Source organism: Tianweitania sediminis, from assembly GCF_017813335.1.
GTDB classification, from domain to species: Bacteria; Pseudomonadota; Alphaproteobacteria; order Rhizobiales; family Rhizobiaceae; genus Tianweitania; species Tianweitania sediminis.
Genome location: NZ_JAGIYY010000011.1, coordinates 1 through 14,842, shown reverse-complemented (window position 1 = coordinate 14,842; position 14,842 = coordinate 1). Strand labels below are relative to the sequence as shown.

General features: G+C 59.7%; 12 protein-coding genes. 7 read left to right on the top strand and 5 right to left on the bottom strand.

The annotated features are described in order from the left end of the window. Nucleotides 1–34 precede the first annotated feature (34 nt). Nucleotides 35–328 (top strand): hypothetical protein, encoded by a 294-nt coding sequence (locus J5Y06_RS20660; RefSeq protein ID WP_209337102.1) that lies wholly within the window; start codon nt 35–37, stop codon nt 326–328. 99 nt (nt 329–427) lie between these two features. After that, nucleotides 428–2,542 (top strand): ATP-binding protein, encoded by a 2,115-nt coding sequence (locus J5Y06_RS20655; RefSeq protein WP_209337101.1) that lies wholly within the window; start codon nt 428–430, stop codon nt 2,540–2,542. An 18-nt stretch (nt 2,543–2,560) separates the two neighbouring features. Here the strand turns inward: J5Y06_RS20655 and J5Y06_RS20650 are convergent, their stop codons facing one another. From J5Y06_RS20650 to J5Y06_RS20640, 3 genes are all read right to left on the bottom strand, one after another. Then, on the bottom strand, nt 2,561–3,550 hold the full coding sequence (locus J5Y06_RS20650; protein WP_209337100.1) for an Lnb N-terminal periplasmic domain-containing protein: 990 nt from the start codon (nt 3,548–3,550) through the stop codon (nt 2,561–2,563). After that, on the bottom strand, nt 3,547–4,773 hold the full coding sequence (locus J5Y06_RS20645; protein ID WP_209337099.1) for an alpha/beta hydrolase: 1,227 nt from the start codon (nt 4,771–4,773) through the stop codon (nt 3,547–3,549). Before J5Y06_RS20645 ends, J5Y06_RS20650 begins: the two co-directional genes overlap by 4 nt. Nucleotides 4,774–5,202: 429 nt before the next feature. Further along, the gene (locus tag J5Y06_RS20640; RefSeq protein ID WP_209337098.1) at nt 5,203–8,265 is read right to left on the bottom strand and encodes an NB-ARC domain-containing protein; all 3,063 of its coding nucleotides are present in this window, start codon (nt 8,263–8,265) and stop codon (nt 5,203–5,205) included. Between the two features lie 622 nt (nt 8,266–8,887). Between J5Y06_RS20640 and J5Y06_RS20635 the strand changes: the two genes are divergently transcribed. The 5 genes from J5Y06_RS20635 (at nt 8,888) to J5Y06_RS20615 (ending at nt 13,840) form a co-directional block, all read left to right on the top strand. Further along, a complete protein-coding gene (locus tag J5Y06_RS20635) occupies nt 8,888–9,631 on the top strand; it encodes an SDR family oxidoreductase (protein ID WP_209337097.1) in 744 nt (247 codons plus the stop codon). 76 nt (nt 9,632–9,707) lie between these two features. Next, entirely contained in the window at nt 9,708–10,616 is a 909-nt protein-coding gene (locus J5Y06_RS20630) for an AraC family transcriptional regulator (RefSeq protein ID WP_209337096.1), read from the top strand. Between the two features lie 147 nt (nt 10,617–10,763). Beyond that, nucleotides 10,764–12,578 carry a translation elongation factor 4 gene (gene lepA, locus J5Y06_RS20625; RefSeq protein ID WP_209337095.1) on the top strand — a complete coding sequence of 605 codons (1,815 nt, stop codon included), beginning with the start codon at nt 10,764–10,766 and terminating at the stop codon, nt 12,576–12,578. 330 nt (nt 12,579–12,908) lie between these two features. Continuing rightward, nucleotides 12,909–13,325 carry an ASCH domain-containing protein gene (locus tag J5Y06_RS20620; RefSeq protein ID WP_209337094.1) on the top strand — a complete coding sequence of 139 codons (417 nt, stop codon included), beginning with the start codon at nt 12,909–12,911 and terminating at the stop codon, nt 13,323–13,325. Next, nucleotides 13,322–13,840 carry an AAA family ATPase gene (locus tag J5Y06_RS20615; RefSeq protein WP_209337093.1) on the top strand — a complete coding sequence of 173 codons (519 nt, stop codon included), beginning with the start codon at nt 13,322–13,324 and terminating at the stop codon, nt 13,838–13,840. Before J5Y06_RS20620 ends, J5Y06_RS20615 begins: the two co-directional genes overlap by 4 nt. Here J5Y06_RS20615 and J5Y06_RS23640 read toward each other — a convergent pair. Beyond that, complete coding sequence (locus tag J5Y06_RS23640; protein ID WP_385932477.1) at nt 13,837–14,331, bottom strand: GNAT family N-acetyltransferase; 495 nt, start codon at nt 14,329–14,331, stop codon at nt 13,837–13,839. The genes J5Y06_RS20615 and J5Y06_RS23640 overlap by 4 nt on opposite strands. Nucleotides 14,332–14,411: 80 nt before the next feature. Beyond that, a partial coding sequence (locus J5Y06_RS20610; protein WP_209337092.1) for a hypothetical protein occupies nt 14,412–14,842 on the bottom strand: 431 nt, incomplete at its 5' end.

Here is a 14,842-nt window from a genome sequence, read left to right as displayed (position 1 = left end):
CTTGGACGGTAAAACAGCGGGGGACGACCTCTTCATGGATCTGCAAGCGCTGCTGGTTTCCCAGCTGACCGACATCTTCCGCATCGGCATGATCGTGTTTCTGGCCCTTACCGCCGCCAGAACCGCGACCGCCACGCAAACCCGTGCGGGCCGAGCTGCGCCGCTCATTCTCGGTGTTCTCTTTATCGCCGTTCTGATCCCGGTGACCTTCTACCGTGGTGCGCCCGACTTGTTGGCGCAAATCCTGATGGGGGTGGCGAGCAACACGCTGATTCTGGCCGCTGTTCTTGGGATCCTGCGCCTTTGGCGGCGAATGCAGCGCCGGTAACCGTGCTCCTATCTGAAGCGCGCCTGCATCTTCGGGAGCTATGGTCTTGCCCGGAGCAAGCCCCTATAACATCGGCCCGGCCTGCAGAGTTGAAACAACGTGATCTTTGACGAATCGGTTTTCGAAGGTGGAAGCAGCCCGACGGCTGAGGGCAGCTTGGCCCTTGCTTCGGCAGCACTTGCCCGCAGCGAAAGCCGATATCGCGCCTTGTTCGAGGCAATTGATGATGGCTTCTGCATCATCGAATTCGTGGATGGTCCGCGCGGACCGTTGAGCAACTACATCCACGTGGAAGCCAATTCCGGCTACGAGCGCCACACGGGCATTCCCAACATCGTCGGCAAATCGGTTTACGACATCGCTCCCATTGAAGCGGTGCAATGGGTGGACCTATACGGCGAAGTGCTTCGTTCCGGCAAACCGCTCCGCTTCGAGCGCGAATTCGTGGATGCAAGGCGGCATATCGAAGTGTCCGCCGCCCGCGTTGAGCCGGCAAGCTTGAATCAGGTTTCGGTTCTGTTTCGCGACATCAGCGCCCGTAAGGAAGCGGAAAAAGCGCTCCGGGTGAGCGAACAAGTCGCCCGCGAGAACATCCAGCGCGTGCAGCTTGCGCTGGCAGCCGGCGCGATCATCGGCACCTGGTTCTGGGATATTCCAAACGATCGCTTTTCGGTGGATGAGGGCTTTGCCCGCGCATTCGGGCTTGATCCGGCGGCAGGACGTCAGGATCTGAGTCTCGCGCAGCTGATGAAAACCGTTCATCCGGATGATCGGGACGGGCTGTCTGTCGCTGTGAACGCGGCTATCCGAAAGGGTACTCCCTACGCCCATCAATACCGCACCCGCCGCTTGGACGGTCACTATTACTGGCTGGAAGCCAACGGTCGCGTTGAGTACGCGCCGGATGGGACGCCGCTCAGCTTCCCCGGCGTCCTGATCGACGTCGAAGAGCGCCGTGCTGCTGAAGCGGAACGCCGGCGCATGGTGGAAATGCTGCGTGAGCTCAACGAGACGCTGGAACAGCGCGTCATCGAAAAGACCCAGCAGTTGATGGCCACCGAGGAAGCGCTCCGCCAATCCCAGAAGATGGAAGCAGTGGGCCAGCTCACGGGTGGCCTCGCGCATGATTTCAACAATCTGCTGGCCGGTATTTCGGGCTCGCTCGACATGGTGCAGGCGCGGTTGCGCCAGAACCGGGTGGGCGACATCGAGCGCTATGTTGTCGGCGCTCAGGGCGCGGCCAAGCGCGCTGCAGCTTTGACCCACCGGCTGCTCGCCTTTTCGCGGCGCCAAACGCTGGAGCCGAAGCCCACCGACCTCAACCGGCTGATCGCCGAGATGGAAGACCTGGTTCAGCGCACGGTCGGTCCCTCCATCACGGTGGAACGCATTGCCCAGCCCGGCTTGTGGCCAACCATTGTTGATCCCAACCAGCTTGAAAATGCGCTGCTTAATTTGTGCATCAATGCACGCGACGCGATGCCGGATGGCGGCAAGATCACCATCGAAACCAGCAACCACGCGTTCGACGGGGAGGGCGCGCGCGAGCGCGACCTGATGCCGGGCGATTATGTGTCCATGTGCGTTTCCGACACCGGCACGGGGATGCCGCCGAGCGTCAAGGAAAAGGCGTTCGATCCCTTTTTCACCACCAAGCCGATCGGCCTTGGCACAGGTCTCGGATTGTCGATGATCTATGGCTTTACCCGCCAGTCAGGTGGCCAGGTGCGCATCGATTCTGAAGTGGGGCAGGGCACCTTGGTTTGCCTTTATCTGCCGCGCCACCAGTCCGACATGGCAGATGAGGTCGAAGCGCAGCCAGCCGCCATCGCCGAAAGCCGGCCGCAGGAACGAACCGTTCTGGTGGTGGACGACGAGCCGCTGGTGCGCATGCTTGTGGTGGAAACGGTGGAGGAACTCGGCTTCACCGCGATTGAAGCCGGCGACGGTCCTCAGGCGCTGGGCATCCTGCGTTCCGCGATTGCGCTTGATCTCCTGATCACCGACGTCGGTCTGCCCAATGGCATGAACGGCCGTCAGGTCGCGGATGCGGCACGCGAGCTGCGTGCCGATTTGAAGGTCCTGTTCATCACCGGCTATGCCGAAAACGCCGTGTTGAGCGACGGCCACCTTCAGCCGGGGATGCAGGTGGTCACCAAGCCGTTCGACATCGCGGTGCTGTCCAACCGCATCCGCGGCTTGGTTGAAGACTGAAAGCGGCAGAGCGCTCGCTTACCCACCGTTTCGGATAACGGACGAGTACGTCGCGCTTGGCGAAGCCGCCTGGGCCCGGGCGCTGATTGCGGCGCGCCGGCGGGCTTCGGGCTCGCTTACGTCCCACATCAGGATGCCCTGATCCACAAGGTAGCCCGGCAGGTAGCCGGACAAGAGGATCCGCCAGTCGAGCGGGATGCCCGGTTCAATCAGCCGCGCCAGGTCAAACACCACCGTGGTGCAGTTGGCCGTCAGCGTGTTGTAGAAGCGCGGCGCGCCCGCCAGCGTATTTCCCGCTTCGACATAACTCAGAAACAGCGCTTGCAGCGCCTGCGGCGGCAGGTCGAGCGGGTAAAGATAAACGTCTTCCTTCCGCACGTTGGTGCGCAGGTAAAGAATGTCGCGTTCTTCGGATGCAATCAACGCCAGTTCGTAGGCCCTGAAGAACCCTGCCACGGAAGAAAACACTTCATCCGTTTCGCGGCGGATCTCCACGGAAAACACAACGTGGCGCCCATCCGCAAAGCCAAAGCTCACCAGCGTGTGGGCGATCGCATCAATGCCCCAATAAGACAGGATCACATCCGCACTCATGAGCGCGGCGAGGTCGTAGGTCTGGCTTGTCCAGCGCGGCGTGAAGGCGGTTTCGCTTTGCCACTCGAAATCGCGCACATCGTTGAGCGTCACACGGTTGCCGCCGGCTTCGCCCGTCACCAGGCGCGAAACCTCGGGCGCCCAGTCGCGGTCGAGCCGCGGCTCCAGGTTCCACCACCAGCCAAGAAAGCCGAGGGCGGCCGCAAGAAGCAGCGCGATCCCGAGCCGCCGCCGGCTCCAGGATATCGCCACCAGCACAGTAACGAGCGCCAGCCATGCGACCACGACCACGAGCCGCGCCTGCTCGACCTGATACCAAAGTGCCAGGCTGCTCCAGCCGGCAAACAGCGCGGCAAGCACGGCCAGCAGGAGAAAGCCGGCGAGGCGCCGGCCGTTTGTGCCGCGCGCGCTCACTGGCCGGTTGCGGTCAGCAGGGAGCCGCCAAGGCTGCGCCCGGTGTCCTCCAGCTGGTCTTCCAGCCGCCGGCGCGCCGCCGGATCCACCACGGCAGCCGGAATGTTCGCCGTGGCGCTGATCGCCGAGCCCACGCCCTGCGCTGTTCCGATGGCGGTTGCGCCGATGGTTTCCGCCAGGCTCAGCCGCGAGTCGGAGACGCGATCGCCGGCAATCAAGCGCCGCCCGATCGCCTGCACCACTTCCGCGCTTTCGGCGAACTTGGTGTGGTTGAGGCTGTCGCCGGCGCGAATGCCGCTCAGATCCACCACGTCGATGCCGCGCTGGGCGTAGCGCGCCTGCACGTCGCGCCGCGTCAGGTCCACCGCACCCAGCCGCTGGACGCCGCCGGCAAGCCGCCGCGACACGAGCAGCGCACGGTCGTCCTGCGAGGTGAAGAGGGTGATGCGCTCCTGCGCTGGCCCGAGAACGTCGAGCTGTTCATGAAACACGTCCACGTCGAGATCGGGCGCGGCGAGCACGATGTTGCGCAGCTTGTCCGGCACGCCGCCCTGCCGGATCGCGAGTTGCCGCACGGCTTCCATGGCAAGCCAGCTGCCCATGGAATGCGCCATCAGCGTGATCTCGCTCACGTCGGGGTTGGCCGCGGCTGCCGCGAGGATCTGTTCCAGGCTGTCCCGCGAATAATTGGCGCTTTCCCGGTCATACAGATAGCCGAAGATCGACCCGCGCGAGGGCCAGGTGAACAGGATAGGTGCGGCATCGGCGCCTGAATCGTGGCTGATCTGTGCGAAGCGGAACACCGCTTCCTCGTAGCTCGAGTTGAAGCCGTGCACGAAGATCAGCACGCGCTTGCGCGGGCCGGCCACCCGGTCGTACCAGGACAAGGCGCCCGCTTCGTCGAGCGAGTTGATTTTCAGGGCCACGAATTCGCGGGCGGGGTCGCCCGGGTTGCTCCGGGGGTAGATCACGGCGCCGGGCTGGCGCACCCGGTCGGGCGGGATCGACACCACGATGTTTTCCACCGACAGGCCCGAACCGCGCTCGCCGGCAAACACCACGCCGGGTTCAGCCGAGGGCGCGCGGGTGGTGGCGACCAGCATGTCGACGATATGGGCGCCGGGCACGGTTGCCGCCACCGGCAGGAGCGTGCCGTAGGGGCGCGATGCGCAGCCGGCAATGAAAAGAGCAAGAAGAAGGAAAACGGTGAAGGGCTTGAACATCGGCCCTCGGCCAGCTTTGGGATCTGGGTCAACGCGCGGCGATCAGAACCGGCGGAGCCCCCACCTAGCCCAAAACCCGCCCCGCGTCCAATGAGGAACTGGGGAAGGGCACTTGTGATGCGCAGCGGCGGACCCAATTGCACCTGACTTGTGCCGAATTTCATCAGCACGCCCGCGCTTGGTTGCCCAGTTCATATGAGTTGCGAGTGTGCGACTGCGACGTTGTGCCCGATCTTTCGCCTGGAGCGGAGCAGCCTGACGGCAACCAGCCAAAGCGGGTCTTCGAAGACCGGGGTGAGCATGTCTGTTCTGGAGTGGAAACGGGACCGTCTGCTGTTGGACAGCGGACAAGATACGCAGACGTTCCGTCGTTCATGCCCGTCATCGATTGCAGAGGGATCAGCGGGCACTACTCACCTCCGACCACGGTCACTCGGCCATCCAGTCCCTTACGATTCGAGAAGAATGAGCTTCGCTCATGAGCGGCGAGGGGTTGTCGCGTAGCTTTTCCAACTCACCGTAAATTTCGCGCACCCGAAGCGGCGCCGAACTACCAAGAACGCGGATGGCGTCCATGAAAAAGGCTTCCGCCTTTGCAGTATCGCCCATTTCTACAAGCACGTCTCCGACCCACCGGCGCGCGTAAGCCCGGTTAGACTTGCTGTGGAAAGAGGTGTCACTTTCCAGCAATTTCATCGATTTTTTGTAGCAGCGTAGTGCCTCGTCGTTTTTAACCAAGAACTGGAGGCAGCGGCCTACATTACCGTACATCGGGCCATCTTCGGGTATGCCCTCCGACTCCGCGACGATTTGCTCGACAGTCCAGTCCTTCCGAAAATACTCCAGCGCTTCAGCCGGTTGACCTGCATCCCGTTCGGCCAGCGCCAGCGTATGCTGGCAATCGTAAATCGTATCGACGTGGCTGTCGTTCTTGAGGCCCACCCCTCGCCGCGCCCAATCGATCGCCGATTCGAACTCACCGCGCTGCCAATGGGAATACGATTTTACGTCACAGAATTTGATGTAGCGTGCCGTCTTTTGAGGAATGGTCGCTTCGTAGCGCACGAGAAGGCTGTCCGCCGATTCCCAATCCCCTAGCCCGTCAAAAGCTGAGATCATTGTTCCCACGACATTGTCGAACTGCTTATACTTCGTCGCTGCGGTTTCCCAGTCGATCGATTCGAATAGGAGTCGTCCAACACGGACGTATTCCTGAACGTGGCCACCTCCGATTAGCGCATCTTTGATCTCGACCAGCGTTTCGAACGCGTCGTCATACTTTCCAGCGGAGACTTCGAGCTCGGCCTTCTGCGACCAGCGTTCGAGCAGTGCAAAAGGTAGATTGATGCCGAGCACGGAGCCGATCGCGCCAATGATCGCCTTGTACTGGCCAATTACCACTGTGATGAAATCGGCACGTTCCGCCCGCTCGAACCGGGTTCTCACGAACTGACGAACGAGCGGATGAAGATCGTAGAGGTCGGGCGCATCGATCTCGGGCTTCACGACAATCAAATTGAGAGAGATCAGTGATCGGAGCGCGCGCATAAAATTTTTGTAGTTAACCTTCGACGCAACGAATCGCTGGATAGTGATCTCGGTTTCAGGCCTCACAGCCTCGGCCATGAAGCGAAGGAGCGTCTGCTCGCGCAGAGCAAGTTTGTCCCAGATCGACGAGAGGACATCAGGAACCTCTTCGCGCCCCCGGCGCATGTCGTCTAGCAACTTGCGGAGCGTTGTGCCTGGAACCTTGTTGACCTGAACTGCTAACAGGTCGAGCCAGAAAGCATGCCCCTTCGTTAAGGTATGCGCATCGTGAATGTCCGCCTCGGGTATAGAGTGGCCCGGCGCCCGCTTATTAAAGAGGTCGACCGCTTCGTCAGCCGAGATGCCCTTCATCGAAAAGGTGATGACCGACGAAGGTGAGTATTGCACATCAGGTCGGCAGGTCAGAATCACGCGGCTCGTAGACTCGCTAGCCGCGAGCCGATGGACGAGCAAATCGATGGCGCCCGTATAAACTCGGTTCTCCAGATCGACATAGCTGTCGACGTTGTCGAAGACGAGGACGGCATGAGCGTCTCTTGTTTGGTCGATCAGGACTTCAACAAGTTCCTCGTCGCTTGCTTCGGTTAATTCGCTTGATGCTATCTTGCCGTCCGAGAAACGAACGATGACCTCAACAATCTGGGTACGGATTCGGTCGCTTTGCTCCTTGCAATCGCGCCAATCCCAGAAGCGGTAAATCCCCTCGCGTTCGCTCAACGTCGTAACATAGTGCGATGCGAGAGCCGACTTTCCTTCGCCGCCGATCCCACAGATGATGACTACCTTTGCATTCGATGTCTCGAGCGCTCGCAACTCATTCTCGCGCCCTACCCATATCTCGATATTTGGGGGGCGGTCACATTCGAGCGGCGCAAGGCGGAAGAGCTGAGATCGCGACTTCTCTCTTCTCGCGGCCGAGGGCTCAGTCGCTGACGCGACAGTCGTCGCGGCCGGTAGATCGGCTGTACGAGAGTAATCTTCGTCGTCCCAGAGACCGAGGAGTTCAGGTAGGAACGTGTGACAATCAATCCCCTTGTAAAGGGTAACGCGGTTGCGATGTATTCCTCGGCTTAACTGACTTAGTAGATGTTCGCTTACCTGCGGCACCTCGCCGAAAAAGGACCAAAGTATTTCGGGGAAGAGATTATCATTTCCGACCACGCCGCCGAGCGCGCTCGTAAAGATATCAGGCCAGCCACCGTAAGCTATGACAACAACGATATGATTTCTTAGGCGAACCAGCAGGTCGTTCTGCAACGTAGGACGGCTGCGGACGAGCTGCCTATTCGTGTGGAGGGTGTCGCTTCCGTGCCAATAGCCATGGATATGGATTACCTGACAGCCTTCCGCCGTGCTCTGGTTGATTGAACCATCAACGGAAAGGGAGGTGCGCCAGGCGACCCCGCCAGCACGCCGGATGGAAACTTCGACCAAAGGATCGAAGTTGGAAGTTATCAAAATCTTGCCGAAACGATGGGGGTACTTCGCGATCAGCCCGCCGAGCGCGCTAGCGGCGGGCGTCAAGTGCCAGGCGTGCTCGTTCTTGTCCAAGGCCTGAAGCTGGTCCTCTGATAGCCGGCAGATTGCCTCGCTCCATGCTTCCGTTCCTGAGGAGACCAGCGCGGCGGCAACGGCTTGCTTGACGATATCGTTAGCAGCGTCCTGCCCCAGCCGGGGCGACAGGAAATCAAATGCTTCTTGGTAGCGGTTGGGTGCTCCTGCCAGTCTCGCATCGAGCTTTTCCAGGTGCGGACCTCTACCCTTAAACCTTGAGCGGATCAGCTCGACGATTTCGGCGACGTCAGACACGCCAGGCGCAGCCGCGTATGGCGCCGTTAGTGGAGATCCAACAACGAAGACGACACTCTTATCGCTCTTCTTAAGACCTTCATGCAGCCGATAAAGGAGCGCGTCTTTCTCGTAGAATACCAAATCGTTTTGCAATTACATTCTCCCGCCGCTTATCATTGCCGCAACCTAATATGACGCGGCTTAGACTACGCCATTTCAAACGGGCGCGCGCAACCGCCGACAATCAGGAAAGATTCCACACCTGTTTTTTGGTCAGAAAACTATGCTGCAGACGCCGGAGCATGGCTTATCGAAGAACAATCCCGCGTGCGTCCGAACGGCCGACAGGAGGCGCCTCGCAGCCGTCCCCTCGAACCGTGGAATCGCAGCTTTACTGATTCCGTGGCTAGGATCTGAATGACCGCCATGGGTTCGAAAAACGACCTCCGCCGTTCGGAGGAGGGTGTCACCGACTCGCCGCCCTTCCCTCCTAAGCCCTCTTCCTCCAGGGCCAAGCCGTGCAGCGTTTGAAACAGCGCGTCGGCGCTCATGCATAAGGGATCAAAACCGCTTCTTTCGGCGATCGCGCCGCCCTGCGAACTCTCCATGGACAATTCACCTCGTCCTTCTGACGCGGGGCGGAACCTCGCCCCTCTCTCCAAAGAAGTAGGATCGTGCAAGTTGTGGGGAGTTTGATGATAACGGCCGGAAGTGCAGGGCGCCTAGATGGTCTCGAGGCGGTCAAGAGGTCGCCTGTCAGCAAAAGGATCGACCTATGAAGACCGTCATGATCACCGGCAGCTCGTCGGGCTATGGACTTGAGACTGCCCGCTTCTTCCATTCCAGGGGCTGGAAGGTTGTCGCGACCATGCGCAACCCCAACAAAGCCATACTGCCTTGTTCCGAACGCCTCAGGATCATCCCGCTGGATGTGACGGATGAGCGAAGCATCGCCGCGGCCCTTCATGAAAGCGGCCCCATCGACGTGCTCGTCAACAACGCCGGGATCGGCGTTGTCGGGGCTTTTGAAGCAACCCCGATGAGCCATATCCGAAAAGTCTTCGACACCAACACGTTTGGCGTCATGGCCATGACTCAAGCAGTTCTCCCCTTGTTCCGGGCGCAGAACTCCGGCGTCGTGGTGAATGTCACATCCAGTGTCACACTGACGCCCATGCCTTTGGCCGCAGCCTACACAGCGAGCAAGATGGCGATCGAGGGCTTCACGGGCTCCTTGGCGCATGAACTGGCGGAATTCAACATTCGCGCTAAACTGGTCCAGCCTGGCTATGCTCCGACGACGCGGTTTGGCCAGAACTCAGAACTGAACATCGATGATCTCGTCCCCGCCGCTTACAAGGCCTTTGCACAGCCGATCTTTGCCGCGTTTGCCAATCCCGCACTCACAACAAGGGAGAGTGACGTTGCCGAGGCAGTGTGGGCTGCTGCCAACGACCTGTCCGGCCGGCTCCGTTTTCCTGCCGGAGCCGATGCCGTGGCACTGGCGAGGGCCAGCTGAGCTGGACGCAATCAGGAAAGCAGAAGTGTTTGTTTGTGGGATCCACAAGCGGGCGTAGCTGAACAACGGTTGAGCCATGGACAAGCACATCGCGGAACTTCGGGACCTGATTGATCGTCACGCCAGAGCGGACATGAGCACATCGATCTCCGGCGTCCTGTTGGCGCGGCATGATGTATCCGCTCACGAACAAACCATGTCTGGCACCGTGATGGCGCTTGTTGCACAGGGGGCGAAGCGCCTTGCGCTGGGCGAACGCATGTATGAGTACGGTCCTGGCCAATACCTGGTCGCTTCGGTGGATCTGCCCGTGTCGGGCAGGTTCGTCGGCGCCAGCCCCGATCACCCGGCACTTGGCTTCGGCTTTCTGCTTGAGCCGACGGCGATAGCCGAACTGCTGCTGCAGGCGGGTCCCGGCGGGGGGCGCCAGGGAAATAGGCCGCCTCCTTCCAGTATGCTGGTCAGCGATGCCCCGCCAGCACTGCTCGATGCAGTGCTTCGCCTGCTTCGCCTGCTCGATTCCCCACGCGACATCGCCGTGCTGTCGCCGCTCATCAAGCGGGAAATCCTCTGGTGGCTGATGGTGGGAGAACAAGGCAGCGCGGTGCGTCAGCTCGGGCTCGCTGACAGTCACCTCAGCCACGTTTCCCGGGCTGTTCGCTGGATACGGGAGCATCATGCGGTGTCGTTCAAGGTGGAGGACGTGGCAGACTTCGTGGGCATGAGCGCGTCCGCCTTCTACCGCAACTTCAAGGCGGTCACCGCCATGAGCCCGATCCAGTTTCAGAAACAGATCCGCCTGCAGGAAGCGAGGTTGCTGCTGGCGACCCATCCCAACGATGTGACCGGAGTGGGTTTCAAGGTCGGCTACGACAGCGCTTCTCAGTTCAGCCGCGAGTACCGGCGGTATTTTGGCACCGCCCCGAGCAGGGATGCGCAGACACTTCGCAGTCTCCGTTCCGTTGCCGCCGATGTGGAGGATTGAGCCGACCGCCACGTCCGGCCTGCGGTCGAGTTCCAGCGCCTCGCCAGAACCAAAATCGGAAAAGATCCGTAAAAGCGCCGCCCCTTTGCCCCGCCGGGCCGCAATTCGCTTTGCCTTTGGCCCGCCGCGCTTTATACGCGGCGCACCATGACCACGCCCCTGTCCCACATCCGCAATTTCTCCATTGTCGCCCATATCGACCACGGCAAGTCGACGCTGGCCGACCGCTTGATCCAGCTTTGCGGCGGCCTTGATGCCCGCGAAATGGAGGGCAAGGAGCAGGTTCTCGATAACATGGACATCGAGAAGGAGCGCGGCATCACCATCAAGGCGCAAACCGTGCGCCTCCAATACACCGCCAAATCCGGCGAAACCTATACGCTGAACCTGATCGACACGCCGGGCCATGTCGACTTCGCGTATGAAGTGTCGCGCTCGCTGCGCGCCTGCGAAGGCTCGCTCCTGGTGGTGGACGCGTCGCAGGGCGTGGAAGCGCAAACGCTGGCCAACGTGTATCAGGCGATCGACGCCAACCATGAGATCGTGGTGGTCCTCAACAAGGTCGACCTGCCCGCCGCCGAGCCCGAGCGCATCAAGGAGCAGGTCGAGGAAGTCATCGGCATCGACGCGTCCCAGGCCGTGATGATCTCGGCCAAGACCGGCCTTGGCGTTCCCGATGTTCTGGAAGCGATCGTCAACCAGCTGCCGCCGCCGCGCGAAGGCGACGCATCCGCGCCGCTCAAGGCCATGCTGGTGGATTCCTGGTATGACGCTTATCTCGGCGTGATCGTGCTCGTGCGCGTCATCGATGGCACGCTGAAAAAGGGCCAGACCATCCGCATGATGGGCACGGGGGCGAAATATCCCGTGGAGCGCACCGGCTTCTTTACGCCCAAGATGATCCAGTCCGACGGGATCGGCCCCGGCGAGTTCGGCTTCATCACCGCGTCCATCAAGGAAGTGGCCGACACCCGCGTCGGCGACACGATCACGGAAGACCGCCGCCCCACCACAAACCCGCTGCCGGGCTTCAAGCCGGCGCAGCCGGTGGTGTTCTGCGGCTTGTTTCCGGTCGACGCCGCCGATTTTGAGGACCTGCGCGCCGCCATGGGCAAGCTGCGCTTGAACGACGCGTCGTTCTCGTTTGAAATGGAAACCTCGGCCGCGCTCGGCTTCGGCTTCCGCTGCGGCTTCCTCGGCCTCCTGCATCTGGAAATCATCCAGGAGCGCTTGGAGCGCGAGTTCAACCTCGACCTCATCGCAACCGCGCCCTCCGTGGTGTACCGCATGGTGATGGCCGACGGCACCACGCAGGAACTGCACAACCCCGCCGACATGCCCGATGTCATGAAGATCGCGTCAATCGAGGAGCCGTGGATCCGCGCCACGATCCTGACGCCGGACGATTATCTCGGCGGCATCCTGAAGCTGTGCCAGGACCGTCGCGGCATCCAGGCCGACCTGTCTTATGTCGGCAAGCGCGCCATGCTGGTTTACGACCTGCCGCTCAATGAAGTGGTGTTCGATTTCTATGACCGGCTGAAGTCGATCTCCAAGGGCTATGCGTCCTTTGATTACCACCTGACCGATTACCGCGAAGGCGACCTCGTGAAGATGTCGATCCTGGTAAACGACGAGCCGGTGGACGCGCTGTCCATGCTGGTGCACCGCACGGCGGCTGAAAAGCGCGGCCGCGTCTTGTGCGAAAAGCTGAAGGACCTGATCCCGCAGCACATGTTCAAGATCCCGATCCAGGCGGCCATTGGCGGGCGCATCATCGCGCGCGAAACGATTTCCGCCCTGCGCAAGGACGTGACGGCCAAGTGCTATGGCGGCGACGTCACCCGCAAGCGCAAGCTGCTCGAGAAGCAGAAGGAAGGCAAGAAGCGCATGCGCCAGTTCGGCCGGGTCGAGATCCCGCAGGAAGCGTTTATCCAGGCGCTCAAGATGGGTGACAACTAGAAGCGGCGCTTCGCGCACTCGTCTTGGCCTTCTTGCCCGCCGTGTGTTCGCCCTCAACTCGCCATCCGAGGGCTTGGACTCTGGATCTACGCCGAGCCTTCCAGCTTCAGTGACGGCGCAGATCGAAGCGCTGCCCCTTCTCCCCTTGTGGGAGAAGGTGGATCGGCGGTCTTGCGCCGAGACGGATGAGGGGTGCTGTGTCCCGCCGACCTCTCCGCCTACGCACCCCGCCAACCTCCCACCCCGCCCGCGCCAAGCTGGACCACCCCTCATCCGACTTTGCTTCGCGTAATCCTATGTTAATGCTATGAAAGAAGTCAAAAGCAAGTCATGAAGCATTTCGTACTTAGCATTCAGCCCAAATGGGCGAATTTGGTTCGCTCAGGTAAAAAGACTATTGAACTGCGGCGGCGCTTTCCTCTGCTGCCTGTCGGCTCATCAGCTTACCTATACGAAACCTCACCTGTTTCCGGCATAACAGCCTCGCTAAGCATTGGCCGCATAGATGCACTTCCAATCGCAGACCTTTGGAACGCTTGCGGCGAGGGTTCCTGCGTGGACAGATTACAATTCGACGATTATTTCTTGAAACGGGACATCGGCTACGGCCTTCATATCAGTCGCTGTGTCTCTCTCGTGAGACCTGTACCGCTTGTTGAATTGCGCTCAGAGCTTGGCTTTACGGCACCTCAATCGTGGGCATACGCCTCTCAAGAGCTCATCGATATGATTAGGATGATAGATTGAAAGTATTCGTTGCCGGTCTCTCCAAATCTGGAAAAACAAGCCGGTCCCGCCACGCGGCCAATAGTTTGTCTGTTGTCGACTATCTTGGTGTCAGTAAACTACTGCGAGCAGGAGGTGGGGTGTTTCCCGTCCTAACGCTAGCTGACGGATTATTTAATCAACGTCGAGCGCTCGATGTTTTACAGTCTGTCACTTTCAAGCAGCCTCATCAGCTAATCGATGGACATGCGCTTATCGAGACCGGCGAGGGACCTTTTATCGTTCCAGATTGGTTCTTCGATCAGCTCGCTCCCGACCTGATCATTTATGTCAATGCTCTACCTAAGGACATACTTTCTAGACGTCTACGGACTGCTACCGTTCATTCGGAAGCAGAAATCGCCGCGCTGAGTCTTATGGAAAGATCTGCGTGCGAGCGCATCGCGGCGCGCCAAGGCATCCATGTGATAACGCTTGACGAACCGTCGCTAGACGCGTTTGCCGGCACGTTGAGCTGTTACATAAAAGATGATTAATGACAGACCGTGTCCAAATGTTCGTTGAACACGTACTCGGCACGGTCCGATCTATATAAATCTTTGTAGATTACCGGCTTAGGAAAGGACCAAGATTGAAGTAGCCTATCAAATTCACAAAGACGTTCTTCGGGTACAGTGAACAGCGGCTGGTTTGTGCCAAGCCAACTGAAGGCGCTGCTGGCCAACTCCGAAGCAACACCGCGCCTACGAGCTTGTGGCGAAACCCACAAAGTGCATAGCTTTCGTTCCACCTCCGTGCGTTTACAAATTGCAACGCCCACCAGCAAGCCTTCGATGAAAGAGGTCATAATGCACCTCTCACCGGCTCGTATTCCCGGAACCACCTTCCTGAGAAACCAATCTTCGAAATTCGGGTAAAGCTGAGTTATGCCCGCCCGCTCCAAGACGGTTTGAACCGTTGCTGGGTCGGCAGATGTGCAGGGGGCAAGGGTAGAGAAAAGTGTACGCTCACAGCCTGTCTCCCTCATGATTGTTCCCCATTCAAACTGATTCGTCATATCCAACATAAATCCTGCCGAATGAACGTCGAGAGTGCATACTGGATAATTCACGTTTTTCGATGATGTTCGAGTACAATCAATGCCAGTGCAAAAATCAGCATTAGGAACAGAACAAGGTTGGAGAGCATCGGACCAGCCCCGAATGTCCATGCCATCAGCGATGCACCCGTGTTCTGAACGGCGCTACCCATTGCGCCCAGCGCTACGATCACAAGGCCGTACACCCATAAGCTGCCTGTATAGTACGCTTTGAAAGTCGCGAGGGCAGTGAAGCTCTCTACCGCAGCTGTCGCTGATATGGCGAAGGAGGACCAATGATAGATGATCATCCTGTCGGGATGGAAGTCAGTGCTGTTGGAGCGCACCCCATTTTGACCGGACACGCGGCATAGCTGATAAGGCATAGGCATACGCCTATGAGTAAGACTATGTCCAAAGCCTCTGACGCTCCGTTCAGCAGGGTCGAAGTCATCACATC